Annotated in this window: 27 protein-coding genes; 20 read left to right on the forward strand and 7 right to left on the reverse strand. The window is 61.1% G+C overall.

All coding sequences use genetic code 11. The features are described 5' to 3' along the window. The first annotated feature begins 52 nt into the window (after positions 1-52). From AB8808_RS05865 to AB8808_RS05890, 6 genes are all read left to right on the forward strand, one after another. Positions 53-478, forward strand: coding sequence for a hypothetical protein (locus AB8808_RS05865; protein WP_369927534.1), 426 nt, complete (start codon positions 53-55; stop codon positions 476-478). A gap of 10 nt (positions 479-488) precedes the next feature. After that, on the forward strand, positions 489-977 hold the full coding sequence (locus AB8808_RS05870; RefSeq protein ID WP_369927536.1) for a hypothetical protein: 489 nt from the start codon (positions 489-491) through the stop codon (positions 975-977). Positions 978-1,363: 386 nt separating this feature from the next. After that, the gene (locus AB8808_RS05875) at positions 1,364-1,903 is read left to right on the forward strand and encodes an ankyrin repeat domain-containing protein (protein ID WP_369927538.1); all 540 of its coding nucleotides are present in this window, start codon (positions 1,364-1,366) and stop codon (positions 1,901-1,903) included. A 246-nt stretch (positions 1,904-2,149) separates the two neighbouring features. Continuing rightward, entirely contained in the window at positions 2,150-3,241 is a 1,092-nt protein-coding gene (locus AB8808_RS05880; protein ID WP_369927540.1) for a hypothetical protein, read from the forward strand. 36 nt (positions 3,242-3,277) lie between these two features. Then, positions 3,278-3,967, forward strand: coding sequence for an energy transducer TonB (locus AB8808_RS05885; protein WP_369927542.1), 690 nt, complete (start codon positions 3,278-3,280; stop codon positions 3,965-3,967). Positions 3,968-4,269: 302 nt separating this feature from the next. Beyond that, positions 4,270-4,989 carry a hypothetical protein gene (locus AB8808_RS05890; RefSeq protein ID WP_369927544.1) on the forward strand — a complete coding sequence of 240 codons (720 nt, stop codon included), beginning with the start codon at positions 4,270-4,272 and terminating at the stop codon, positions 4,987-4,989. Positions 4,990-5,020: 31 nt separating this feature from the next. On the opposite strand, the gene mauJ is transcribed toward AB8808_RS05890, so the two are convergent. The 6 genes from mauJ to AB8808_RS05920 all read right to left on the reverse strand — a co-directional run bounded on the left by mauJ (position 5,021) and on the right by AB8808_RS05920 (position 9,912). Then, positions 5,021-6,328 (reverse strand): methylamine utilization protein MauJ, encoded by a 1,308-nt coding sequence (mauJ, locus tag AB8808_RS05895; protein WP_369927546.1) that lies wholly within the window; start codon positions 6,326-6,328, stop codon positions 5,021-5,023. 94 nt (positions 6,329-6,422) lie between these two features. Beyond that, positions 6,423-7,016 (reverse strand): hypothetical protein, encoded by a 594-nt coding sequence (locus AB8808_RS05900; protein WP_369927548.1) that lies wholly within the window; start codon positions 7,014-7,016, stop codon positions 6,423-6,425. 32 nt (positions 7,017-7,048) lie between these two features. Then, complete coding sequence (locus tag AB8808_RS05905; RefSeq protein WP_369927549.1) at positions 7,049-7,939, reverse strand: hypothetical protein; 891 nt, start codon at positions 7,937-7,939, stop codon at positions 7,049-7,051. Between the two features lie 64 nt (positions 7,940-8,003). Next, the gene (arsB, locus tag AB8808_RS05910) at positions 8,004-9,047 is read right to left on the reverse strand and encodes an ACR3 family arsenite efflux transporter (protein WP_369927551.1); all 1,044 of its coding nucleotides are present in this window, start codon (positions 9,045-9,047) and stop codon (positions 8,004-8,006) included. Further along, positions 9,044-9,565: an arsenate reductase ArsC gene (locus AB8808_RS05915; protein WP_369927553.1), complete on the reverse strand. Its 522-nt coding sequence runs from the start codon at positions 9,563-9,565 to the stop codon at positions 9,044-9,046. The genes arsB and AB8808_RS05915 overlap by 4 nt, the downstream gene beginning before the upstream one ends. A gap of 11 nt (positions 9,566-9,576) precedes the next feature. Next, positions 9,577-9,912: an ArsR/SmtB family transcription factor gene (locus tag AB8808_RS05920; protein ID WP_369927555.1), complete on the reverse strand. Its 336-nt coding sequence runs from the start codon at positions 9,910-9,912 to the stop codon at positions 9,577-9,579. A gap of 39 nt (positions 9,913-9,951) precedes the next feature. On the opposite strand from AB8808_RS05920, the gene arsH reads away from it, so the two are divergent. After that, entirely contained in the window at positions 9,952-10,665 is a 714-nt protein-coding gene (gene arsH, locus AB8808_RS05925; RefSeq protein WP_369927557.1) for an arsenical resistance protein ArsH, read from the forward strand. Positions 10,666-10,694: 29 nt separating this feature from the next. Here the strand turns inward: arsH and AB8808_RS05930 are convergent, their stop codons facing one another. Continuing rightward, positions 10,695-11,123 carry a hypothetical protein gene (locus tag AB8808_RS05930; protein ID WP_369927559.1) on the reverse strand — a complete coding sequence of 143 codons (429 nt, stop codon included), beginning with the start codon at positions 11,121-11,123 and terminating at the stop codon, positions 10,695-10,697. A gap of 676 nt (positions 11,124-11,799) precedes the next feature. Here AB8808_RS05930 and AB8808_RS05935 point away from each other — a divergent pair. From AB8808_RS05935 to AB8808_RS05995, 13 genes are all read left to right on the forward strand, one after another. Next, positions 11,800-12,204 (forward strand): hypothetical protein, encoded by a 405-nt coding sequence (locus tag AB8808_RS05935; protein ID WP_369927561.1) that lies wholly within the window; start codon positions 11,800-11,802, stop codon positions 12,202-12,204. Continuing rightward, positions 12,201-12,440 (forward strand): hypothetical protein, encoded by a 240-nt coding sequence (locus tag AB8808_RS05940; RefSeq protein WP_369927563.1) that lies wholly within the window; start codon positions 12,201-12,203, stop codon positions 12,438-12,440. The genes AB8808_RS05935 and AB8808_RS05940 overlap by 4 nt, the downstream gene beginning before the upstream one ends. A gap of 80 nt (positions 12,441-12,520) precedes the next feature. Continuing rightward, positions 12,521-13,207, forward strand: a complete 687-nt coding sequence (locus tag AB8808_RS05945) for a hypothetical protein (RefSeq protein WP_369927565.1) — start codon at positions 12,521-12,523, stop codon at positions 13,205-13,207. 254 nt (positions 13,208-13,461) lie between these two features. After that, entirely contained in the window at positions 13,462-14,049 is a 588-nt protein-coding gene (locus tag AB8808_RS05950) for a hypothetical protein (protein WP_369927567.1), read from the forward strand. After that, a complete protein-coding gene (locus AB8808_RS05955; RefSeq protein ID WP_369927569.1) occupies positions 14,046-14,663 on the forward strand; it encodes a hypothetical protein in 618 nt (205 codons plus the stop codon). The genes AB8808_RS05950 and AB8808_RS05955 overlap by 4 nt, the downstream gene beginning before the upstream one ends. Positions 14,664-14,784: 121 nt before the next feature. Continuing rightward, positions 14,785-15,111, forward strand: a complete 327-nt coding sequence (locus tag AB8808_RS05960) for a hypothetical protein (RefSeq protein ID WP_369927571.1) — start codon at positions 14,785-14,787, stop codon at positions 15,109-15,111. Positions 15,112-15,114: 3 nt separating this feature from the next. Next, entirely contained in the window at positions 15,115-17,772 is a 2,658-nt protein-coding gene (locus tag AB8808_RS05965; RefSeq protein ID WP_369927573.1) for a TraM recognition domain-containing protein, read from the forward strand. Between the two features lie 56 nt (positions 17,773-17,828). Further along, positions 17,829-18,578, forward strand: a complete 750-nt coding sequence (locus AB8808_RS05970; RefSeq protein WP_369927575.1) for a hypothetical protein — start codon at positions 17,829-17,831, stop codon at positions 18,576-18,578. A 9-nt stretch (positions 18,579-18,587) separates the two neighbouring features. After that, positions 18,588-19,151: a murein L,D-transpeptidase catalytic domain-containing protein gene (locus tag AB8808_RS05975; RefSeq protein ID WP_369927576.1), complete on the forward strand. Its 564-nt coding sequence runs from the start codon at positions 18,588-18,590 to the stop codon at positions 19,149-19,151. A 41-nt stretch (positions 19,152-19,192) separates the two neighbouring features. Continuing rightward, the gene (locus tag AB8808_RS05980; RefSeq protein WP_369927578.1) at positions 19,193-19,381 is read left to right on the forward strand and encodes a hypothetical protein; all 189 of its coding nucleotides are present in this window, start codon (positions 19,193-19,195) and stop codon (positions 19,379-19,381) included. Continuing rightward, positions 19,368-20,612 (forward strand): ArdC family protein, encoded by a 1,245-nt coding sequence (locus AB8808_RS05985; RefSeq protein WP_369927580.1) that lies wholly within the window; start codon positions 19,368-19,370, stop codon positions 20,610-20,612. Before AB8808_RS05980 ends, AB8808_RS05985 begins: the two co-directional genes overlap by 14 nt. Next, positions 20,609-20,896: a hypothetical protein gene (locus AB8808_RS05990; RefSeq protein WP_369927582.1), complete on the forward strand. Its 288-nt coding sequence runs from the start codon at positions 20,609-20,611 to the stop codon at positions 20,894-20,896. Before AB8808_RS05985 ends, AB8808_RS05990 begins: the two co-directional genes overlap by 4 nt. Continuing rightward, the gene (locus AB8808_RS05995; RefSeq protein ID WP_369927583.1) at positions 20,886-22,772 is read left to right on the forward strand and encodes a type IV secretion system DNA-binding domain-containing protein; all 1,887 of its coding nucleotides are present in this window, start codon (positions 20,886-20,888) and stop codon (positions 22,770-22,772) included. Before AB8808_RS05990 ends, AB8808_RS05995 begins: the two co-directional genes overlap by 11 nt. Positions 22,773-22,818 lie beyond the last annotated feature (46 nt).

Here is a 22,818-nt window from a genome sequence, read left to right on the forward strand (position 1 = left end):
ACCGGCCGCTTGTTCGAAAAACCCAAACCCCCATCCCCCCAGGAGTTTCCCCATGAATACCCAGGCCCAATCTCTCTCCACCAGCCTCCCGCTCCGCACTCCAGCGCTCCCTCCCATCGCTTCATTCGCCCCTGCGCTCTTCATGGAGACGGAAGGTGATTACAGCATCGAGCTTCGGGACGTCCGCAGTGACGGCGTGGAAGCGGACACGCACGGTGGTGTCGCCCGCGTGTTTGTCGCACAGATTTCCGAAACCTTCGCTGGGGTGGAGCTCTCGTATGAAGAACTTCCCTGGACCCGGGTTTGGCTCGAATCCAATGGGGATTGGGAGGTCGACATGCCGGGCTTCGATGAATTTAGCGCTGACATCGCGATTTTGGGTGCGGACTGGCGTGGTGGCTGGACGTTGACGGACGACATCCGCAATAACGCCACCGCGCGGGCATTTCAGCGCGCCATCGACGCCCTCGACTTGTGAGGAGGACGACATGAATATCAACACGAAAACCAAATCCACACGGTCGCGCCTTACAAGCCGGCGCAGGCTCATCGGCGACGCAGGCGTCGTTGAAATCCGCAAGGCGCTCAAAGCCCTCGGCCGCCACCAACTGCGGCGTGCGGGGCAGGAGCATCCACAAGGTGACTTCTCGGGTCCAGACCGAATTTGGACACCGACCCCGGAAGAAGATGCAGGTCACATCATTGGCCGAATCGCCAGGCCATCGCCCGACCACGCGTCAAATTATCGGGACGCTTGTATGTCTTTGGGCCACTGCGAAGCCCTGGAAGGTTTGAACGGCGACGCGGGCCACAAGCTGACGCTCGCGATCCGAGCCGAAGCCGTCGCTTTCGGTGTGTACCTCTTCACCCCGGGCGCCGTGCGTTTGACTGAGTTCGTGATGTTTCTCAAGACCCTCGCTCTCGACTGCGCGATTCCTGAGGCCGTTGCCCCAACCACACCGCGAAAGCGGCTTTGAGGGAGGAAGCCCTATGTCTTTTCCAACACACCTCCCCTCGTTCATGGCCCTGGCTTTTCCGCTCCATGCCAGGTGCCAGTCGTGCAACGTCCAAGGGGTTCAATCTTGGCTCGCGCAGGGCAGCGACCCCAATCGCGGCACACCCTCAGGCCTGACGCCCTTGCACCTCGCTTGTGCCGCTCATCAGCGTGCGACGGACAAAAAGAAATGGGCGACGCTGGCAATCATCACGCAGCTCATCAAATCCGGCGCCCTCGTGCAGCCCGATGCAGCGGGCCGGCTTCCGCTACTTCCCGATTTGTCGTCCCAAACTGCCGTCAGTGTCCCCGCGCTGGCGACGGCCTAGCCCCCGCTCCATCCCATCCCCCTATCCCCAAGGAGTTCCCATGAATACCCGCACTTGCACCGCCAAAGACCACGTTTTTTCCGTTTTCCCCCTCCACGTCGCTGCCGGCAATGGCGACCTGGACACTGTCCGGCAACTGCTGGCCGTCGGCTTTGACCCCAACGGGCTGATGCCCGGCCGGTTGAGCCCGCTCCACTTCGCTTGTGCCCGGCACGCTTCCGAATCAGCCGCAAGGGGTCATTCCTTTGCTTCCCGACAAACCCGCGTCGTCATTGATGAGCTCATTCGAGCGGGTGGAAAACTGCTTGTAATGGACCAGTTCGGTCGGCTTCCGATGTCGCTTTTGGACGGCTACACGTGGCCGGAATTGCAGGCGCACGTGACCGCAGCCATGGCAACGGCGGCTGTGTGTTGCCTCGACCACGACTCCGGCACATGGGTGAAGCCGCGTGATTGCAAGGACCGCCACAAGCTCATCAAAGACCAGGCCCACGCACGAGGGCACGAGAGGAAAAAGAGCTCAACGAGCAAGGCCCGTGTGCCGGCTGTTGAATCCCCGGCCGTTGCTGCCTTCGCTTGAGGATTCCAGCATGAAGATGTCCAACGGGCGAGCCGCGAGGCTCGCCTTTTTTCTGGGGGCGGGGAATGTCGCCCGTTATACAATGTGCGCTTAGCTCTTGCGACCTACGTCACAAACTTCTGAAATCGATTAACATAAGCCCGCGCTGCTCGGGGGAGGCCGGCGCCCCGGACGCCAGGTCTGCTGAGCCTCTCACCGTCGGCTCGGAACGGGCAGCATTCATTTGTTTCGACAAGGAGCTTGACGGTGATGCAATTCATTGCGAATTATTTCCAGTGTGGAAACAGGGCGACTCAATCAGTGGCGCTCCTGTTGACGTGTGTGGCCGCAGTGGCTCTCGCTGGCTGCCAGAGCCACGATGTCGGTGTCGTCAAGGGGGAGAAGTTCGATGCCGACCCTTCGATGAGTGTCGGCCAGGCGCTCGACAGCTGGAAAGTCTGTGAGTCGACGAAGTGGACATCCTCGAAAGATGACCGGGGTCGTGACGTGGTCGAGTACAGGTGTGACTTCAGGGGCTTCAAGGATTTTTCGAAACAGTCCGGGGAGAGGCTGACAGACGTCTACAAGACGGCAGGGGAGAAGGAAAAGGCCGAGTACGATGAGAGCATCAAGCGCGCCGAGGCGGACGTGGCCGAAGCTGCCGACAAGGCCCAGAAATTCTCGACCGAATCCAAGGCTCCGGAACTCCCAGACTGGATTTTGAGTGAGAAAGCCAAGCTAGACTCGTACGATGGGTTCATCGCTGGGCTCCGGTCGCCTGACAAGAATGTTGTCAAAGAAACCGCCCTCAAGATGGCTCAGCTGCAAGTGGGTAGGGGGCTCTCCTACGCGCAGAGCTGCTATGCGAACGCCCAAGCCCGTGGGATGACTGATGTCCCAGGGTGCGATGACTTGTTGGCGAAAGAAGCCCCTGATGCGGCGAACGCAATGCAGGACGAGAAGGAGTCGGGAGAGCCGGCTCTCGCGCGGAACATAGAGCGCTTCCAGGCTGACAATGCTCAGCAAATGCAGCAGACGTCATCGAACGTGCAGCAAGGTTCGGAGAGTGCTGCAAAGCGACTCGACGAGCTGAAGGCACAGAGGAGCGATGCCCTTTCCGCAATTGACGAGAAAACGCACAAGGCTGTCAGTGACCTCAAATCGAACCCTTCCATTGGCTACACTCAAGTGTTTCGCTGGAGCGTGGCCGACGACGATACTGTGGTGCTGATTGGTGTGGGCACGGTCGTTGAAAAAGAAGACGGAAAACCTCTAGAAAGTTGGGGTTCGAGTGCGAATTTCATCTTTCAGCTGATTGCGGCGAATCGCGCAAGCAACTACGCAGAGTTTGCCCACTAACGTAGCCTGACACAGACCGACACGGAGGCGGGCTCGATGGATTCGAGACAGCGGCAAGAGTACGAGCAGAAGGCGAAGATAGACGCTGAAGCGTTTGCCCGGGTGCAGAGACAACTCGACAAGGACCGTCGAAACCGGGAGGAGCAGAGCAATCAAAGCGTGGTGCCCGGTAGCATCTTCTTTGGTCTCTGCATCATCGGATTCCTGTGGTACCTGGGTGAGTCGAGCGTAAAGCCGCCACGGCAGGACGGCGGAACGTCGGCCACCACGGATTTGGCATCGTCCGTGAATGTGCCTCCCTCTGTCCCCACTGAGAAATCGCGGACGGCGTCGTCGCAGGCGCTCCCGGTAACGTACAACGACGCAGAGAAAGCCGCGCCACCGAGGGAAGTCGCAGGAGCGACCCTCGGCCCTACCGGCGCGTCCCAAGGGGAAGCCCAAGCCGTTGAGGTTGTCCGTGCCGAAGTTCTTCGGCAGGCAACTCCGATGTATCCGCCTCAAGCTGTTCGTCAGCATCATGAGGGCACTGTGCGGCTTGAGGTTTCCATCGGGACGGACGGTCGCGTATCTGAAGCACGCGTTCTGGAATCAAGTGGTTTTCCCGAGCTGGACCGGTCGGCCCTTTTAGCGATTCGGTCCGCGCTGTATTCACCTGGACGCTCGAACGGCCGGCCGGTCAACTCGACCGTAACTGTGCCGATTACCTTCAGCCTGAATCGGATATAGCGCTCGGTCGGTGATGACCCGTTCCCGGCGGTGGCTTATGAGAAATGCCACGGACATGGGCAACCACGACAAGCCCCACTACAAGCAAAGGAAGCACTCTTGTGACGAATCTCTTCGGGGATGCCCCTGCGGCGGTGGCAATCGGGCTTGTCGCCTGCTTCGGTATTGCCAGGTGCTGGACGTCAACGAGACAGGTTTCGCGCAGCCTCGCAGGAAGGATGTGCCCGCCGAATGGTTGCGGGTCTGAGCATGCACACAACCTCTGCTATCGTTCCACAACATCCACTGGCACTGAATAGACCATGCGACACGACAATCCTGCTGAACGCCTGCTTCGCATCATCGTCCAAGGCCAGACGATGTCCGCCGCTGAAAAGTGTCGCGCCACGTGGTGCGAATTGTTGAGAGTGGGTGGCGAACGGGCCTTATACGACCGGCTATCCAAAGTCATGGCGCTGTCAGAGGAGGTCGTTGAGGTTATCCAGGAACACCACGACCCCGACCCTGACCTCTGGAGCCACTGGCATCACACGCTTCTTAACGCGTTCAAGGCGCAGAACCTCAATGGGCAATGGTCGTCCTTCATTGGTCACATCGATGCTCAATGCATCAGCGGCCTGAAGACAAGTGCCGCTCTCATCAAACAGAACTACAATCGCAGTGTCTTGGAGCAGGAGCAGCTCGATAAGTACAAAACTGAGCTCGCAGGTGTCCTCGAACGTATCCTGTCGGACAGTTCTCTAAATGAAAAGCTCAAGAAGGAGCTCATGCGTGGTATCCGATTCCTCATCGAGGCTATCGACGAATATTTCATTACGGGCGTTGACGGTATTGCTGACGCGTCAGTGGCGCTCGCCGGGCGTACCTTGGCTGTCCCGAACGTAAAGGAAGAGATTAAGAAAGGTGGTTCAATCTCTTCACTTGTGAGCACGTTGACGGTAATTCTTAATGCAGTCGGCGCCGTTGAGAAGCTCCCGGCGTTAGTGCATGAGGCTGGAAAGATTTTTGCTCTTTTGCATTGATGCAACAGGTGCGATTTGTGTGCCGCCATGCTCAATCCGCAATCGCGTTTTCCAGAAGTCCGGTCAGTCGTGCAACGGTGTCCTCATGCCATTGCGGCCTTGCCATAGCATTGACCGGGAAAAACACGGCAGTCTTGCCCAGCAGGCTCCCGGTCTCAGCGTCCCAGACTTCGACAACGCCGTTAAGAAGATACGTCCACACAAATTCGTGGACGCGCAGAGCCTGCTCGATGCTTGAGCGGCTAGAAGCATTGGTGAGGCATTCGATGTCTTCGGGCCCAAGCTCCAGCGTTCCGTTGACGAGGTCGACGACAAAGTTTGCTTGCACGGTCTCTGTCGCATTCCGGAGCCACAGGGCAATGCCACCCTGCACTTGCTTGAGGCCGGACACCGCGAGGCCCTCCAGGGCAATCGTTGTGGCTCCTCGCCGGACCACGACATCAATGTTGTCCGGCGTCTGGATGACAAGCCCGGTGATGTCGACGCCATCGAGTGCGTTGCTCACGACGTCATCGCCGAAGAGCTTCAGAAATCCTGCGGTAGGGGAGGGCTCGTGTCGTGCCCGGGACAGCCGGTGGTGGATATCAAACCGTTCCTCAATCGCCCGGCGTGCAAGAGCCTGCATGATGGGGAGGTCGCGGGTGATGCGAAGGTGGTCGATGCCACGGTCAGGATTTACATAAGTGCCCCGCTCGGCGTGAGCTATGGCGTGGCGCCCTTCATCCCGGAGATATGTCGATGCGTTGATTCCAGCGGCGGCCAGTTCAGCGAGTCTGGCCGCAGCATTCGCTTCCGTAAGGGCCGGCAGTGCAGCATCGAACCACGCCCCGCGCCGTGTCCCGTCCGGGTGAATGAACCCTATGACTTTGTAGAGATTGAGGAAGCCATAAAACGGACTGTGTGCGGAAATGCCCTCGCGGAAAAACGCCAGTGCCGTCGCCGCGTCTTCGTCGGCAATGGCGGAGAGTTCCTCGACGTCAAAGAAGTCCTGGGCAATGCCGCCCAGCATCCGGCCGATGCCGAAGGGGTGCGTCCCGCTCATCCACATCGTCGTTTCGAATCGCCAGTCTCCAGCCCATGCCATCGAGCTGCCGAAGCGGTGGATGGCATCCCGGGCTTCGGTTGCCGTCAAGCCGTGGGCCCGCGCGTTGAGACAAACCGTTGGCGCGCGGTCCGGTGTGCCGGGCCGAAGGATAAAGTCATGCCCGAGGTATGGGACAACTTGGGCAGTGGTGGGCCACGGTGCCGAAGTCTCGACACCGACGATGACCCATTCGCCAGCTTCGCGTTGGAGGCTCTCAGCATCGGCGCGCAGGTCCCGCAGGTAGGGCTTTGGCATGTCAGTGTCCCGGTCGGATGAGCGGACCCTACCACTACCGCCAGGACGTTCAAGGCCACCGGGACAGACGCTCCCCTTTACCGCGCTGATTGTCTTACAGGGCTATGCGAGCGAACGCGTGACCTCCCGCAATGAATGCGTCGAGCCCCAGCCCGCTGGCCTCGACTTCCCGCAGGAAGACGACGTGACCGCCTTGCTCCCACGCCAGTTGTAAGGGGCCTTTGGGTTTCCGCACTTTCAATTCGTTGGTGACGATGACGGCATCGAATGCCCGGGCGCCCTGGGAGGCGTCCGCCTGATTCGCCCCGAGGGGGCCTTTCTTGTTTGGGGACTTCGCGAGCATCGCCAGCACGGCGGCTTGTGACAGCCAGGTCCTCTCTTTGTCCGACTGCCAAGTGCCCACGTCGAAACCGCCATAGGGCTGATAAGCGGATAAATTGCCGTCGGAGTCGTGCATTGCGAAACCGAACCAAGATGATGTCTCGACCTGCGAGGCACCGAGCGCTTGCTCGATATAAGGGAGGACCTCGGATTCGGGTTTGGATTCCCGGAACCGCTGAAGCTCAATCTGCACTTCCCGAGTGATGGCGAGCTGATACCTGTCCGCAGGCAGTTCCACAGCGAGGTCGACGCCACATTTGCACAGGCGATTCCACGCGCAGGAATCGATATAAACCCAGGTGACCATAAAAAGGCTCCTTGCTGAAAAGCGGGATGGGTTCAGGGGTCCCGATTCGAGCCACAGTTGGCGAGCTCGATGCCGCGCAGGGCGTCAAGGTTGTAGTAGCCGGTCGAACCACCTGCCTGCAAATCCTTCTGTACCGAAATCTTTGCCCGTATCTGCGCACACACCCGGTGCTGCCTTTCCATGGGCGACATCGTGGCCATGTCGCGGGGCGTCGGTCCGACGACGGCGGTGACGGCCTTGCCACGGTTTCCGCTGTCGCAGGCTTTGGTCATGTCTTCCCGGTCGCCAGCACTCGGAGGGTGCCCTTCCTGAAAACCAAAGACACAGGGTTCGCCGACGTGGGCGTTGATGACAACGTGGGTCTGCTCCCATGTCGCCATCGAGGCATTTAACCGGGCCCCGGTTGCGGTCTGCTCAGAGTCGGGAAGTGCGTACACGTCCCCGCATCCTTCCAGGTCGGCCTCAACGGTTTTCTTGTCGCCGAGAAACATCGCGCACATCATGAAGTGCTGGTCCGACTTCGGAAGTGACTTGAACCATGCGGCCCGCATGGGCGGCAAGTGGGAAAGCTCTTCCTCATACCCATCTGCCAGCCTTCCGAGCTTCTGACGCTCCAGGCCCTCGTTGTGGTGACGCTCCCACTCTTCATCTGCTACCGCCTTCGCCCTCGCGGCCTGCCAAGCGTTGTAGGCCTCCGACGTCATGGGCTCATGCATGGCGTCTGGCGAGCACACGTTGACGATGTGGATGACGCCCTTCTTGTCCATCGTCATCGTGCGCGCGGGCCCGCACTCGATGAGGTGGGGATGGGCGGCGGCAAACTCCTCCTGAGACATCGGGCTTGCCCCGGCGTGGCCGGACAGGGGAATCAGGAGCGCTCCGAGGAGCAGACAGAACGGCCGGTGGCCTTTGAAGAAATTCATTTCCCTGTGTCCCTGTGGGTTCCCGTCAGCACTCTACACAACAGGGCGGACTATTACATTCCGCTCAGCAATTGTTCGGGATGTCGGTTCGACGCTCATACCAGCCCCGGCTCCGGTTGACGATGGCGACCACCGAAAGCATCACCGGCACTTCCACCAACACGCCCACGACGGTGGCAAGCGCCGCGCCTGAGTGGATGCCAAAAAGACCCACCGCTGTTGCCACCGCCAGTTCAAAGAAGTTGCTGGCACCGATGAGGGCGGCAGGACCTGCGATGCAATGCGGCACCCGCAGCCACTTGCCGAGCAGGTAGGCGAGGCCGGCGTTGAAATACACCTGGATGAGGATGGGCACCGCAAGGATGGCAATCACCAGCGGTTGCTCGATGATGCGCTGGCCCTGAAAGCCAAAGAGCAGGGTCAGCATCAGGAGCAGGGCTGCCATCGAGACAGGGGAGAGCACCTTTAGCAGGCGGGTGAGTCTTGCCTCACCGCCACGCCGCAAAATGAGCGTGCGGGCTACCGCACAGCCGGCGACTGGCAGGACGATGTAGAGGATGACCGACGCGGTCAAGGTTGCCCATGGCACGGTGATGGCCGAGACACCCAGAAGCAAAGCCACGAGCGGAGCGAAGGCCACGACCATGATGGTGTCGTTGATGGCGACCTGACTCAGGGTAAACGCAGGCTCGCCCCGGCAAAGGTTGCTCCACACAAACACCATGGCCGTGCAGGGTGCGGCCGCAAGCAAGATGAGTCCTGCGATATAGCCGTCCGTTTGACCTGCCGGCAATGCGTCGGCAAACACGTGCCGCAAAAACAGCCAGCCGAGAAACGCCATGGAAAACGGCTTGACCGCCCAGTTGACGAACAGCGTCACACCGACGCCCTTCCATTGCCGGCGGACTTCGCCAAGGGCCCGGAAATCGACCCGCAACAACATGGGGACGACCATCAGCCAGATGAGGACGGCGACCGGCACGTTGACATGGGCCACTTCCATGCCGCCAAGGCTTGCAAAGGGTGCAGGCCAGAGGTGTCCGGCCACGATGCCGAGCCCCATGCACAGGAGCACCCACAGTGTCAGGTAGCGCTCGAACCGGTTCATGCGCCCGGTCGCTCCGTCCCGTCTGTGGACTCAATGAACCCGATGCGGTCAAGGGCGGTTTTGAGCTCAGCGCGGTCCGACCAGGTCGACGGGGAGAGGGTCAGGAAGGCCATCAGCCGTGCCTTAATGACGGCATGCGCGTCCCGGAAAGCCGTGGCGCGTTCCTCGCCTGTGCCAGTCGCTGCTGCCGGGTCAGGCAATCCCCAGTGGGTGCGGACGAAGTCACCAAAAAACACGGGGCAGGGCTCGGCGGCTGCGCTGTCGCAGACGGTGACCACCACGTCGATGGGGGTGCCGCCGTCGGTGGCAAATTCATCCCACGACTTGCTGCGAAGACCGGCCGTGGAGATGCCATCGGCCTGCAGGGTTTGGATGGCGAGGGGATGAATCTGGCCGGCGGGTCGGCTTCCGGCACTGAACACCTCAAACTGGGAACCCGCCCAGGCTCTCAAGGTCGCTTCGGCAAGAACGCTGCGGGCGGAATTGCCGGTACAGAGAAACAGGACACGCTGGGACATGGGATGGGGACTCAGGTGGGGGTGCAGTCACAGGACACGGGTTCGCAGCCTTCGAGGGCGCTTCCCGCACAGCAGTTTTCGGTGAGATAGCCGATGAGGCCGGACATGGCGTCGAAATTGGCGCGGTAGCAGACAAAACGTCCCTGCTGTTCCCCATGGATGAGGCCCGCGTGGACGAGTTCTTTCAGGTGAAACGACAACGTCGCCCCGGGCACCCCGCCAAGCGCTGCCCCGATATCGCCCGCCATGCGCCCATTGGGACCTGCCACGACCAGCTGGCGGAAGATGGCAAGGCGGGTGGCGTGGCCGAGGGCGGTGAGGGCACTGATTGCAGCATTCATTTCCATGAAACTAGAATAGTCGAATCAATTTACCGGATACAAGCCATGACCAACCTGCCGAACCTCGACGCCAGCCACCTCACCGGACCCGACGGCGACCTGCTGCGGGCGGGGAGCGACGGCGGCCATCCGCCCCGCATCCTGATTCTCTACGGGTCCCTTCGCCCGGAGTCTTATAGCCGGAAACTGGCGCTGGAAGCCGAACGCATCCTCCGCCACCTCGGGGCCGAGACCCGTGTTTTTGACCCCCACCAGTTGCCCATGCTCGACAGCGTCGACAAGTCTCACCCCGAGGTGCAGAGACTCCGGGAGTGGTCAACGTGGTCGGAAGGGCAGGTGTGGGTGAGCCCAGAGCGACACGGGTCGGTTACGGGCGTCTTCAAGAATCAAATCGACTGGCTGCCCCTGGAAGAAGGCAGCGTGCGCCCGACGCAGGGCCGGACCCTTGCTGTCATGCAGGTCAGCGGTGGGTCTCAGAGCTTCAACGTGGTCAACGCCCTCCGGGTCCTCGGCCGCTGGATGAGGATGGTGACCATCCCGAACCAGTCGTCCGTGGCAAAAGCCTGGCGGGAGTTCGACAAGGACGGCCGCATGAAGCCCGGTGCGTTTTATGACCGCGTGGTCGACGTCATGGAAGAACTGGTCAAGTTCACGCTGCTGGTTCGGGGCCGGTCGGAGCATCTGGTTGACCGGTATTCCGAGCGGAAGGGTGCAGCGGCAGCAGTGGCACTGGCAAAGGCGGCGGGGGCTGTCGAGTAGTCAGGGAAGTGCGGGGTCAGCGCGCGTGGCTATGGGACGATGCGCAACAAAACATTCCGCTCCACCAGTGCACGGGCGACCCCATCAAAGGCGCCCGGGTCGACCGACAAGCCGACCCACCGCCGCTCCTGTATTTGCCCGGTCACGCCCGTCGCTGACCGGATGACCATGCCCAGCACGCCCACAAGGGCATCGGGCGCATACACCCGCTGGAAGCCCACCATGCCCCGCCCGGCGTCAACATGGGCGACGCTGCGGGGGTACTGCCAGCGCTCGCGCAACACAGCCTCCCGACCATCGCGGTTGAGGCGACCGGGCACGGGCTCATTCAGCGACCCCGCAAGCACGGCTTCCCTCCGCTCCATCAGCCGCGCCCGTGTGTTCTCCGGTGCCGTCTCGACGCAGGGCAACGCATCTATAAGCCGGCATTGAGCCGAGCAATCCGGGCAGCAGTTCATGCTGTTATCAAACCCGGCATGACCCCCGAGCGGGGCAGGTATCACGGGCACGAGCTCAAAAGTTTCCCGGGCCAACGCCTCACCGCAGAACTCACACGCCGCCCCCCTCAGCTTCCATGCAATGTCTTTTCCGTTCCGCATTCGACTGCCAGCGGAGAGCGGATGGGCTGCACACGCTGCAAAAAAAGTCCGCCATTCGTGCACGGGGATGGGGTGGGCTGGGGAAGTCATGGGGGTCCTTTACCGGGTGGGATGACTTCAGCTTCGCAAGGAAAGGATGGCTGTCAAGTGGGAGGGAAGAGGCGGAGGGGGGGGTAAAGGGGCTGGTTGGGCAAAACAAAATCCGGAGCAAAAGAAACGGCGGGGGCGGCAAAGCGAAAAGCCTCGTGGCTGGAAGGGCGGGGCCTGCTGAAGCCGAAGGCGGCGTGCTGCTTAGGGGGTAGCCATATACGTCACGCACCGCCTCCGGTGGTGTTTTCAAGCTCTCAAGCCCCGCCAAGTCCGTAGCGTTGCCGGCTCCGCACGTAAACAAATCTGGAGCCTTCGTCCCACAAATTCGCGCAGTAAACCGCCAGAACCCTTGGCACCCGACCCCGTTCCTCAACTACTTCAAATTATTTTCATCTTTTTTCGGTTTGCATTCTTGACAGACTTCCGCGCTGCCGTAGCGTAGGAAATGACCTCCAAAATCCTCACCCAAAAGATTCTTTCCCTTCGCGTCGACGGGGGCATGCACGCCCAAATCATGGCGGCGTGCGCTGAGCAAAAAATTCGGCCGTCCGATTTCTACCGGGACGCGCTCCAGGCTCAGCTCGACGAGCAGAACCGCCTTTCTCTCTTCGAACTGAAAGTCACGGCGATGATTTCCGGGGCCGGTGCGCATTTGCGACAGGTCGCGAGCGAAGTCATGACTGAGGTTGAAGACGTCGCCCGCAACGTGGCGACGGAAGTGTCCGGCCTCGCCATCACTCAAGCCGACAAAATGCGTGAAGCGCTCGACCGCCTCGCAAGCCTCCCGCAGTTCACGGGCACCGTTGCCATCCCCTCGCAGCAGCGTCGCTGGACGGAGGCGCCCGAATGAACACCGTCAATGACATCGAATCCCTGTCCATGGTGCTTGCCGAAGCCCGGGCTCTTCTGGCTGAGCTCCGCGAGCAGCTCGCGGCATCGCGCGAGCAACGGGAAGCACAGGAGCGGCTGATGAAAGAAGCGGCCCGACTGTCTGCCTCTTTCGTGCCGATGTTGAAGCCTTCCGCCTCACAGCCGCACACGAGCACCGACAGCAGTCGGCGCCGGTGGACGGAGGCGCCCGAATAACAACCCCACATGCCCCAGCTTTCTTTTTTCGCTTGTCCCCTTGCTCTTCCCCCTTTCCCCACATCCCCAGGAGTTCCCCCATGCACAACGTCTTCCGTCTCGCGCTTGTTTCTTTCCTCTCCGTTTCCATCGTGGGCTGTGCTTCCATGCCCGGCGGCGGCAACCCCGACCGTCCCGCGCTCTCATCCGAAACCAAGGCCGCCGCGCTCAAGGGTTGCGGCGTCGGTGCGGTCATTGGTGCCGCCGTTGGCTTCGCGAAAGGAGGGGGTATGAACGCCCTCAAGTTCGGCGCAGCGGGTTGCGCGACCGGAGCGGTGGTGAAGGGCGCACTGGCATACCGCGCGCAGCTCAAGGAGACCCGCCAGCTCGCCGACGCGGCAAAGGCCCAAGGCCTCAACCCGGTTGTCACGACCAAGGACGTAACCCCCTTGGACTCCACGACGCCGGAGCCGGCACTGGAGCGCTTGGTCTTGCCGCTCGATGCCAAAGACACTGCCTCTCACGGGAAGCAGACCGCCGCGCTACTGACGAAGGCAGCGACCATTGCCAGCGCGGACACGGCGGGACAGCACATCACCATTACCCTCGCGGGTTCTAAGCAGGCCCGCGAATGGATGCGCTCGGTCATGTCGCCGCTTGTCGGCAATGCCGGGAGCTTCGTTGAAGTCGAAGCCACCACCCCGCGCATCGAGCTCTCGCCTGTGCCGACGGTCGCCGCTGCGCCGGCTTCCAACCCCGACGCCCGCATCGGCAAGGGAGCGCACTGATATGAAGAGGTACCTCCATCCTACTGTGTGGCTCTTGCTACTCCTCGCCTGCGTCTGCTGCATCGAGAAATTCGGTGAAGCCGTCGGCGAGAGCAAAGGACGGGAGCAGTCCTACACGCAAGTTTTCGGCCCGGGTTCGACGGAGGGGAGGTAATCATGTCTCTTTTCGCCAAATTCCTTTTCATCGCTGCATTGGTGGCGGCCGGTGCTGAAGCCTCCGTTCTCACGGTTTGCTTTGTGGGAGGGCACTGACAATGGCACTCAGTGACCTTTACAACAGCAACGGCAGCAGCGGGGCGGGGGTACCGACATCATCTCCGGTTCCCCAGGCTCCACGCCCCCCGAAGCGCACCGGCCCATCTCCCTTCCATATCGTGGGGGGCCTTCTCAAAGGAAAGCTCCACTTCCTTACCCTCGCCGTCGGCTTCATCACCGGCGCAGGGTTCCTTGCGTCCCGGGTGATGTCGGCGGATGTCCCGACGGACTCCGCCGTCTTCAATGCGATTGCAATGGCAAACAAGACGGCGAAGGGCGAACCGGTGGAAGGCGTGGGTGACGTGCGTGTGGGCTCGTGCCGCCGGCAAGTCACCGACGACCGGGCGGGTGATGCGAGCCAGCAGTGGGCGTGCGCTCTTTCTTATACGCACGTGCGCGCGGGTGCGCGCGAGACCGACAACCGGACTGTGTCCGTGGTCGGCGTGCATCAGGACGGCATGACTGCGACGGTGTGCCTGGATTGCGGCACGCCGCTTGCCTTCATCGACCGGGGACTCCCCGACAAGATGGACGGTAGCCAATACGTCCACCTCCCCAGCGGCAGCGCGGCAGGGGGTGCGAAATGAAAAAGAACCTTTTCCACCTCACCGGTTTGCTCTTCGCGCTCTTCGGCTTTTTGGTCTTCCGGCTTTGGCCTTCGACGCCGCCGATTTCATCGGCACAAGACGACTACCTGGCGCGCGTTGCAGCTGAGCAACCCAAGCCGGTACCGCCTCCTCTGCCTGCGCCTGTCCGTGCGGTCGTGCAGCCCAAGCCCCTGCCGGTGCCCACGGTGGGTCCGCCTCCGCCTGTTGTTTCTCCGGCTCCAGTCGCGGCCTCGGTTGCCGTGGTTGCGCCCGAACCGAAGCCGACAACGCAGCCCGTGGCACCACCTGTCCAGCAAGAAGCACCCAAGCCCCCACCCGCCATTGCGCCCATCCCCAAGCCCGAACCAAAAGCCCTCCCGGTTTCACCAAAACCCAAACCCCAAAAGCCCGACCCAGCCACAGCCGCCACGCTGAAAAAGATTGACAACTTCGCTGCCAGTCACGGCATGACCGCTCCGGGTCCGGGGCAGGGCGTGAATGCGCAGTTCCAGCGCAAAGAGGTGGTGCCTGGGCAAAAGACGGGCGGCGTCAATGACATTTACCGGTCCCAATCCGATGCACTCGACGCTTTCCAAAAGAGAGTAGGGAAATAAGGAAGAAATATGGCTCTCGCCCACTTGACAGACGGCGGTTCTTCTCCAGGCTGGAATTCACAGCAGTAGAAACACTTTCTTTTGTACCGCCCTTTCCCATCCCCAAAATAGGAGTTCTAAAATGTTCAAACGTCTTACTTATCTTTTGACCACGGGCCTGTGGGTCTGGGCCGCCCGGGTGTTCCTCGGCAGCCTTGGGACTGACTGGGTCTTTGACAGTCGCAATCCCGAACAAAGCCGCCTCTGGATGTTCGGCAGTCTCGAAGTGCGCAACTACGCCACCGAAGAGATGCTGGACCAGCCTGACGGGCAGCGCGCCCTTGCGACGTTCAACCTCTTCCGTTCTGGCCTGTTCGAGTCGGTCTCCGACGTCACCGTTGGTGCCGCCGCATTCGTGGTGGTCGTTGTCGCCCTCGCGCAGGGACTCTTCTTTGGCATGGAGGGGTGACCGATGAGCATTCTCGAATCCTTCATTCCGACGGCGGAAATTCTGAAACGCGCAGTCAGCCTCACCCGTTTGGCCTCAACCCGGCCGGACGTGCCGACGGCACAGGAGCTTGCCCTGTCGACCGAGGACCAGCAAAAGGTCCGCGACCTGCTGGTAGACACACCAGATTGGCAAATCGCCGCAGACGGACGTCCCGTTGCCGGCCTGCTGCATTTGGAGGACTTCTTTCGGGGCTTTAGCTCTCCATCCATTCCACTGCTCTTTGCGCTCCTGCCAGTCCTTGGAGTCCTTACGGGCTTCGCGCTGCACTTCGGCATCCTGACCCCGTTGGCTGTGCTTCTCGGCCTTGCATCGGTCGTGGTGGCGGGCTCGCTGTCGTTTGCGATGCCAGCAAAGTCTGACGCAGTCGAAGGCTGGGCCGTGAGCTTCGCCGCGCCGCTCATCATGACCAGGCTCCTGTCCGGCGACATTACCCGCGCGGCGGCCCGGGTCCTGCCGGCCGACCTCCTGCCGGGCGTTCTCCAGTGGGTAGGCGGCATGGCGGTGGTGGGCATTCTTGTTGCGGTGTTCCTGGCAGTAACGTGCCTGTGGCAGGCCCCGCGAGGTCATAAGCTTCAGATGTGTGAGTCTGTCAGTTTGACGACCACTTTCTTTACCGTCGCCTGTATCGCTGCCGCATTGCTCGCATATGAAGGGAATGGCTCCAGCTGGATTGCCCGGCACACGCTCTTCCCCATCGCCCTGACCATTCCATGGCTTGCAGGCGTCGCACTCGGCCCATGGCGGTATGCATACCGCTACCAACGCTCTCTCAGCCTCAAGCTGTTGCACCAGGGTATGACGTACGGGGCAGGTGCCCAGCGGACCCTGCGGAAGAGCTACGAGAAAATCCGGGCCGGCAAAGTCGCCCAAATCAAAGCCGCTGTTGCAGACACCAGCCCCGTCTTCGAATTTGGGGTGAGCACCGGAACGCTGGCGGAGCGCGGTTCGCAGCACGGCATTCCCAAAGGCCATCCCGCCTACATCAGCGCCAAGACGGCGCAGGTCCACACCATGATTTACGGCAAGACGGGTGGTGGCAAATCTTCCAGCTACCTGGAGCCATATTGCTGCGATTACATGCAGCAGGGTGTGGGTGGTCTCCTCGTTCTCGACGGCAAGTTCGTCAATGCAAACCGGTTGCGCGGCACACGGGGAGCAAGAGGCTTCTTCACCGTCATCGACGAGCATATCGACTTTGCACCGTTTGAAGGCCTTGGTGTGGACGAAATCTGCACAGCGCTGCTTGATGCCAATGCTGTCCGCCGTGAGGGGCAGGGCAGCGGTGACTTCTTCGTCAAATCAGCAATTTACCTTCTCACCGTCGCGTCCAAACTCATGTTCGCAATGAGGGACGCCGACCGTGAAATGATTGCCACCATCCGGAACTACTCCGGCGAGACGCCGCCGCCGCAGAAGTGGTTCATTACTCCGGACTGTCTCCGCCGCGTTGCAAAGGCTCTCGGCGACTGGCGCGAAAAAGCTGAGACCCCGACCGGTACAGCAGCGACCTATGTTGAATTCATCAAGGCCAACCACCCGGCCTTCCGCGAGCGCTCCGGCTTCGTCGACGACGTGCTCGGACGCGCGATGGACCTCCGGCGGCAAGACCTAAACAACGTCTTCCAGGACGTTGTATCTCACGGCTTGCTGGCATCCGAAACCCGCACCGGCGTGGACGCCAATCTTGCCCAGTGGATTAACCCGCTGTTTGCGGCCGAGGACCTCCTGCACTGGACGACTGTTGAATCGGGCGGCTACCAACCGGAGCGGGTCTGCCACGGAGAGAGTTGTGGTCTCTACCTCCCGCCTGAACGCTTCGTTGGTGGCTCCGGTCTGGTCTACTCGAATCTGGTCAAGGGCCGCATCACGTCGGTCATGAAGCGCAGGCCTAACGATTGGCAGCAACGTGATCCGACCGCCACGAAAGTCGCCATCGTTGCAGACGAATACCATGTCATGGCGAGTCCCACAGACCTTGAGTTCTCCTCCAAGTGCCGTTCGTGGGGTGGAATTCTGGTCTTTGCGACGCAGACCCAGGACGTGCTCATCGACGCACTGGGCGCTGACACGGCCCGGGCGCTCCTCTCTAACTTCCAGACCCGAATCTGGTTCTCTAATCCGAACTCGTTGTCGACACTTGAAGACGCGATGGAAACGGTTGGCAAGGGCACGGTGACCCACTGGGCGGAGCCGACCCGAACGCTCAACCTTGTCCGCACGGCTCGCCTCGCTGCCACGTCTCCCATCTACGACCAGAACCACCCGGACCACGACCGGTTCTCCACGGTGATTCGGGACGGGGGCGGCTCGTTCGAAGTGCAGAAATCGGACGTCAAGATGCACAAGCAGCGCCACGGTCAGTACGAAGTGGGGCAGCTCAATGCGGTCGTGTTCTCAAAGGTCCCGACAGTGGAGAACCTGGTCAAGAAAGAAGGTCACTGGGTCACGTCGGAAGACTGGCACGACCTGCTAATCATGGGGCGCGCCCTCGTCCAATCGCTTCGGGGAGGGGAAAAAATTCACGACTTCGTCGACTGCAAGCATCTTGTCGACATTCCCGAAGAACTGTTTGACACCGCCAATCCCCAGCACCCGTTGCATATGAAGCAGGCCGCCTGAGCGCGGCCATCGCGTCCAAAACCGAACCCCATCCCTCCACACACAAAGGAAACCTCATGAGTATTTTCTCAGATATCAAAGACGACCAGGACCGCCGGCAGGTCATGGCCCACTGGGCGGAGCGCTACGCCCAGGCCAAGCCCATCATGACGCCCGACAACGACAATTTGCTGGACCGCTTCCCGAAGTGTGGCGACGCTGGTCTTCGCCTGCCGGCCGTAAAGGGCGGTGCCGGGACAGAGCCTCTCAGTGAGCGCCACAGCAATATCAGGTCCGCAATGCAGACCGCGAGCCCCCAGGATATCGAGCGGCTCGAACTGACTCTTGCCACCGAAAACGCCGCCGTGGCATGGCACAGGGACCGCAAAGACCGTGCAAGCGAACTGGCGTTTGCTGAGCAACTTGGAAAGCTGGTCGAACATGACCGCGAGATGGGCCATCCCGTGGCCGACCAGACTCGTGATTTGGACGTCCATCCGGTGACGGCTGGTGAGCAGGCCGCGTGGATGCTGCGGGATGGCCGCGAGCTAAACAGTGAAGAGCAGCATTACCAGGCGGACGCCGGCATCTACGCAGCGAGGTCGGCAGGCGAACACCACAAGCTCAATCCGCCGGGCATGAAAGGCGAATGGTTTCGCCCCGGCCCCAATGCTGTGATGCCCCAAAGCCTCCCCGACCCGCGCCCGTCCCTCGACCCGGAGGGCCCGAAGATGGCCACGTTTCAAGCGCTGACCCAGCAGCCGCAGCTCAGCATCGGCGAAGGCGTGAAAGAACGCCTGGCCGCCCGTCGCGGCTTGGCGATGTGAGGAGGATGCATGACACCGCATCTTCTCACCCTTGCTCTGGCACTGCATACAGCAGCACCGAGCGCGCCTGTTCCAGTCCTGGAGCGGGCGGTGGCAGCAACGTCCTGCATGTCGACACGCCCCACGAAGCTTCTTGTTGCTGACATGTCCCAGCCGTCGAGCGCCCGGAGGTTTTGGGCGTTCGATGTGTCCGGGGAAACGCCGGTTTTGATTCGGCAAGCGAAGGTTGCCCATGGCCGTGGCAGTGACCCGAAGCACACCGGTACGCCGGTGGCTTTTGGTGACACCTCAAGCAGCGGGATGACGTCATTGGGGCTGTACTCCGTCGGCAGCGCATACACCGGGAAACACGGCCAGAGCTTCCACCTTACGGGCCTGTCATCGACCAATGCCACAGCGTATGCACGTGCCGTGGTCTTGCACCCTGCGCCGTATGTCGCCACTGGTGGAAGGAGCCTCGGGTGTCCGGCACTGATGCCTGAAGACTTCCGGGCAGTGACTGACGGCGGCATGGACAACACCGCGCTTTGGATTGATGGACCGGGTGCGCCTGCGCCGTCCTGCTCGACCTGAAAAAACACACAACTACACACACATAAAAAGGGGAACAAAACATGTTTGCAGAATTGCTGAAAATGGCAGACCTCTTCAAGACCGGCAGTGCGCGTATGAGCGCTTCCGTGGAGAAGGCCGTCGAACCCACCATGACCGAGAAGGAGGCCATGAAACACGGCCTGTTCTTCGAGCCGGCCGTGACCGCTGCCGACGTCGACGAAGCGGAGGGGCCTCATGAAGAACATTGATTATGAGCCGCTGGTCAACACCCACATGATCGAGAAACTGAAAGCCGGAACGGCGCCGTGGCAAAAGCCTTGGGGGCCAGGACAACCTGGAACCCGTCTTCCGTACAACGCGCTGACCGGGCGCAGGTACAGCGGCGGAAACATCCTCCAGTTGTGGCTACAGGACCGCCCGGACCCCCGCTGGGTTACTTTCAATCAAGCCCTTCAACAAGGGTGGACAGTGCGCAAGGGTGAGAAGGGAACGCCAATCCAGTTTTGGCAGCGTGTCGATGCAAAGCCCGGCGAGGAAGGCGCAGGCGACACCGACAAGGCAGAGCCCAAAAAGCGCTTCATCGCAAAGATTTTTTACGTGTTCAATGTCGGCGACCAAATCGACGGTGCACCGCCGTTGGAGCCAACCCGCATCCCCTCCCCAGTCGTTGCCCATGCGCGTCTGGAATCGCTCGTTGATGACGTCGGGGTCCGGAAATTCCACGACACGCGGGACCAGGCTTACTACCGGCCGGCGACCGATTCCATCCATTTGCCAGCGCGTGCGCAGTTCCCGACCCTTGCAGGATATTCGGAAGTCCTTTTGCACGAGCTCGGACACGCGACGGGTCACCCCTCGCGCCTTGACCGGGATTTGAGCGGGACCTTTGGTTCCGAGAGTTATGCGCGCGAGGAGCTTGTGGCTGAGCTGTCCAGCCTTTTCGCGGGGGCGCAGCTCGGCATCCCTCACACCGGCGACTCGCATGCCGCCTATGTCGGTCACTGGATAAAGATTTTGCAGGAGGACCACCGCGAAATCTTCCGTGCAGCATCCAAAGCGGCAAAGGCCGTGGACTTCGTCTTGTCGATGGAGCGCACTTGGGTGCAGTCGCCGGCCATGCTTGCGGACGAAGCGGACCGGCTCGCGGCAGGGTTGAACCTTGCAGACAAGAAAGACACGGCCACAGCAAAGGCGTTTCTGGCGGATGCCGCACAGGACTTGCGCTGGGAGCGGTGGGACGAAGCCATCGACAAACTGAAGGTCGCACTGGGTCATGAAGCAATTCAGCAGGGCGAAGCCAGCACCGACATTTCCCGGTTCGCGGCGAAGGTTGAAGAGAACCTTGCACGTCGACGGGAAACACCCGTGCCCACAGCCGATGTCGAGGACGAAGCCCCGAAACAGGAGAGCGCAAAAGCCCAAAGCCCTAAGGCCAGGGGCAAGAGCGGCGGCCGGGAGAAGGGGAGGGCACGCGCATGACAAACCTGGTCCATGACATCGACAGCCTCATCATCGAGACACAGCGCGCTGAGCGTGATGCAGCATTTGCGGGTGTGCCTGCAACCCGATTAGACCGGTCGGCGATTCATCGCCTTCCGCCCAAGCAACGTGCGTGGTTTGAGAAGCTCCTCGGCGAAGCCGCGATGGTGGCATTTGAGCGGGAGCAGGAAACGTTGTGGACGAGGGTCCACCCCCTGTGCCGACGCGCGCGTCGCCGGGTCTTGCTCATGCAGCTGACGGGTGTGTTTCGTCGTGGCAAATAAGAAGCTGTTCCAGAAGGCCACCCCCGCCCCCGAAAAACGGGGCGAGGTCGTGGACCATTTCTTTGGGCCACTTCCACAACTGCCACCGACCGCCGGACTGCGTAGGTGGGACAGTGCATTCATCGCCGCCCTGCTGGTCGTCGTGGGCGTCCTCCTGCTTGGCGCACTACTCGGTGGCCCTTGGACGCGGTCGCAGCTCCTGGACGCCCTGTGGGTCGTCGGCAACATGCTGTTGCCCCACACGGTGACAACCTCGCCACCTTTCCACCCCGGCATGCTCTTGCCTCTGGTCGCCCTCATCCCCGGCGTTTTGGTTTTTGGCTCGGGCCTGAAACCGCGCTTTGGTGTGCGGCACATCGACGGGCAGCGCGTGGTCCGGGGCAGGGAAGCCGTAAAAGCATTCCAGATGGAAGCAAGGCGGATGGGGCTGACTGCCAAGAACGCCCTCGCATCGCTGCACCCTGCAGCAATGTGGCCGGCAGGGCATTGGAAGAAACACATGCTCATCGTCGGTGGGGTCGGGTCTGGTAAAACCGTAATTTTGATGGGGCTGGTCAAGCAGTTGTTTGCCGACAACCGGAAGCTGTTTCTTGTCGACATCAAGGGCGACTTCACCCAGCGCTTTCCCAAAGCCGCAATCCTTTCACCATTCGATGAGCGGTCGTTCGTGTGGCATGTGGCTTTGGACGTCCAAACCGGTTTGCAAGCTGCCGCCATGGCCCAGGCCTTTATTCCGGTGGAGTCCGACAGCGGAGGGGGCCGCTACTGGTCCCAGGCAGCTCAAATGCTGCTTGAGGGGACCATTGTGAGTCTCCAGCACGACATGCCGAAAACGTGGGGCTTTGCGGATTTGCGGGACCGGCTCCAGCTGGCTCAGGCCGAGTTTGCGGCGCTCATGGCGGTGCACTTCAAGAAAGCCGAGGCCCTCATTTCCGACCCGGATTCCAGCGCCACATCCAGCGTACTGGGAACCCTTTCGGCTTACACAGCATCCATCGAAAAACTGGCGCTGGCGTGGCCCCGTCCCGTGCCAAAGCGCTCCATTTCCCTGACCCGGTGGATTGCAGACGACTACAAAGGCCCCCGCCAAATCATTGTGCAAATGGGGGCAGATGCGGACCTGGGCAGCGCTATCATTACTGCCCAGGTGTCTGTGCTGGCAACGGCCATTATTTCTCCAAGCCTGCCGGATGACCAGGATGGGCGTCATCTGTTCTTCGTGCTCGATGAATTCACCAGCCTGCGCCGCATCGAGCAACTGCCCAGCTTGATTGATAAAGGCAGATCCAAAGGCACAAGTTGTGTACTCGCCGTGCAGGATGGCGGGCAGCTCATAGAGCGGTACGGAAGCAACCTGGCTGGTGCGCTGAGTGCAATGGTGGGGACGCAGATTCTTTGTCGAACCATGCCCGGCGAAACACGGGAACGACTCATCCAAAACGCCGGAAAGAAACGCGTTGCAGTCACGTCGGTGACAAGCTCGGGCGGGTTCCGCGACGGTGTAGCCGGCAGCTCAAGCACGTCAGCGCAGGAAGAAAATGTCCTTACCGGTGAAGACCTGACATCCTTGGGTCCTGTCTTCCGTCGCGGAAAATTCCAGGGCATCAAAGCGCTTTGCACGACCGGCGGGGATTACCTGGAACTCCTGTGGCCGCCGCAGAACCTGTCCGTCCTCCGCCCGGGTCAAGTCCCGGCGGCCTGGACACTGCCCAATGAAGACAGGGGCGTGACGGTCATTTTGCCGCAGCGCGTGCACGTCCCGGAGCTCTCAGGCGTGCCCCAGCAAGTCGCCGAAGACGCAGCCCAACGGCTGGGCGGGGAGCGGTTGGCGGAAGCCATGCGGGCGCTGAAAAAAAGGCCAGAAAGGGGTGTGTAAAGGGGGGGGGTTGACAGATGCCAATACGTCGTTAGGTTTATGAAAG

Origin of the sequence: Xanthomonas sp. NCPPB 2632 (genome assembly GCF_041228075.2) — a bacterium.
Classification (GTDB): Bacteria; Pseudomonadota; Gammaproteobacteria; order Xanthomonadales; family Rhodanobacteraceae; genus Luteibacter.

Coding starts and splice junctions, on each gene's coding strand:
- AB8808_RS05865 (WP_369927534.1), top strand. CDS start 53: ATGAATACCCAGGCCCAATCTCTCTCCACCAGCCTCCCGCTCCGCACT.
- AB8808_RS05870 (WP_369927536.1), top strand. CDS start 489: ATGAATATCAACACGAAAACCAAATCCACACGGTCGCGCCTTACAAGC.
- AB8808_RS05875 (WP_369927538.1), top strand. CDS start 1,364: ATGAATACCCGCACTTGCACCGCCAAAGACCACGTTTTTTCCGTTTTC.
- AB8808_RS05885 (WP_369927542.1), top strand. CDS start 3,278: ATGGATTCGAGACAGCGGCAAGAGTACGAGCAGAAGGCGAAGATAGAC.
- AB8808_RS05890 (WP_369927544.1), top strand. CDS start 4,270: ATGCGACACGACAATCCTGCTGAACGCCTGCTTCGCATCATCGTCCAA.
- mauJ (WP_369927546.1), bottom strand. CDS start 6,328: ATGCCAAAGCCCTACCTGCGGGACCTGCGCGCCGATGCTGAGAGCCTC.
- AB8808_RS05900 (WP_369927548.1), bottom strand. CDS start 7,016: ATGGTCACCTGGGTTTATATCGATTCCTGCGCGTGGAATCGCCTGTGC.
- AB8808_RS05905 (WP_369927549.1), bottom strand. CDS start 7,939: ATGAATTTCTTCAAAGGCCACCGGCCGTTCTGTCTGCTCCTCGGAGCG.
- arsB (WP_369927551.1), bottom strand. CDS start 9,047: ATGAACCGGTTCGAGCGCTACCTGACACTGTGGGTGCTCCTGTGCATG.
- AB8808_RS05915 (WP_369927553.1), bottom strand. CDS start 9,565: ATGTCCCAGCGTGTCCTGTTTCTCTGTACCGGCAATTCCGCCCGCAGC.
- AB8808_RS05920 (WP_369927555.1), bottom strand. CDS start 9,912: ATGGAAATGAATGCTGCAATCAGTGCCCTCACCGCCCTCGGCCACGCC.
- arsH (WP_369927557.1), top strand. CDS start 9,952: ATGACCAACCTGCCGAACCTCGACGCCAGCCACCTCACCGGACCCGAC.
- AB8808_RS05930 (WP_369927559.1), bottom strand. CDS start 11,123: ATGAACTGCTGCCCGGATTGCTCGGCTCAATGCCGGCTTATAGATGCG.
- AB8808_RS05935 (WP_369927561.1), top strand. CDS start 11,800: ATGACCTCCAAAATCCTCACCCAAAAGATTCTTTCCCTTCGCGTCGAC.
- AB8808_RS05940 (WP_369927563.1), top strand. CDS start 12,201: ATGAACACCGTCAATGACATCGAATCCCTGTCCATGGTGCTTGCCGAA.
- AB8808_RS05945 (WP_369927565.1), top strand. CDS start 12,521: ATGCACAACGTCTTCCGTCTCGCGCTTGTTTCTTTCCTCTCCGTTTCC.
- AB8808_RS05950 (WP_369927567.1), top strand. CDS start 13,462: ATGGCACTCAGTGACCTTTACAACAGCAACGGCAGCAGCGGGGCGGGG.
- AB8808_RS05955 (WP_369927569.1), top strand. CDS start 14,046: ATGAAAAAGAACCTTTTCCACCTCACCGGTTTGCTCTTCGCGCTCTTC.
- AB8808_RS05960 (WP_369927571.1), top strand. CDS start 14,785: ATGTTCAAACGTCTTACTTATCTTTTGACCACGGGCCTGTGGGTCTGG.
- AB8808_RS05965 (WP_369927573.1), top strand. CDS start 15,115: ATGAGCATTCTCGAATCCTTCATTCCGACGGCGGAAATTCTGAAACGC.
- AB8808_RS05970 (WP_369927575.1), top strand. CDS start 17,829: ATGAGTATTTTCTCAGATATCAAAGACGACCAGGACCGCCGGCAGGTC.
- AB8808_RS05975 (WP_369927576.1), top strand. CDS start 18,588: ATGACACCGCATCTTCTCACCCTTGCTCTGGCACTGCATACAGCAGCA.
- AB8808_RS05980 (WP_369927578.1), top strand. CDS start 19,193: ATGTTTGCAGAATTGCTGAAAATGGCAGACCTCTTCAAGACCGGCAGT.
- AB8808_RS05985 (WP_369927580.1), top strand. CDS start 19,368: ATGAAGAACATTGATTATGAGCCGCTGGTCAACACCCACATGATCGAG.
- AB8808_RS05990 (WP_369927582.1), top strand. CDS start 20,609: ATGACAAACCTGGTCCATGACATCGACAGCCTCATCATCGAGACACAG.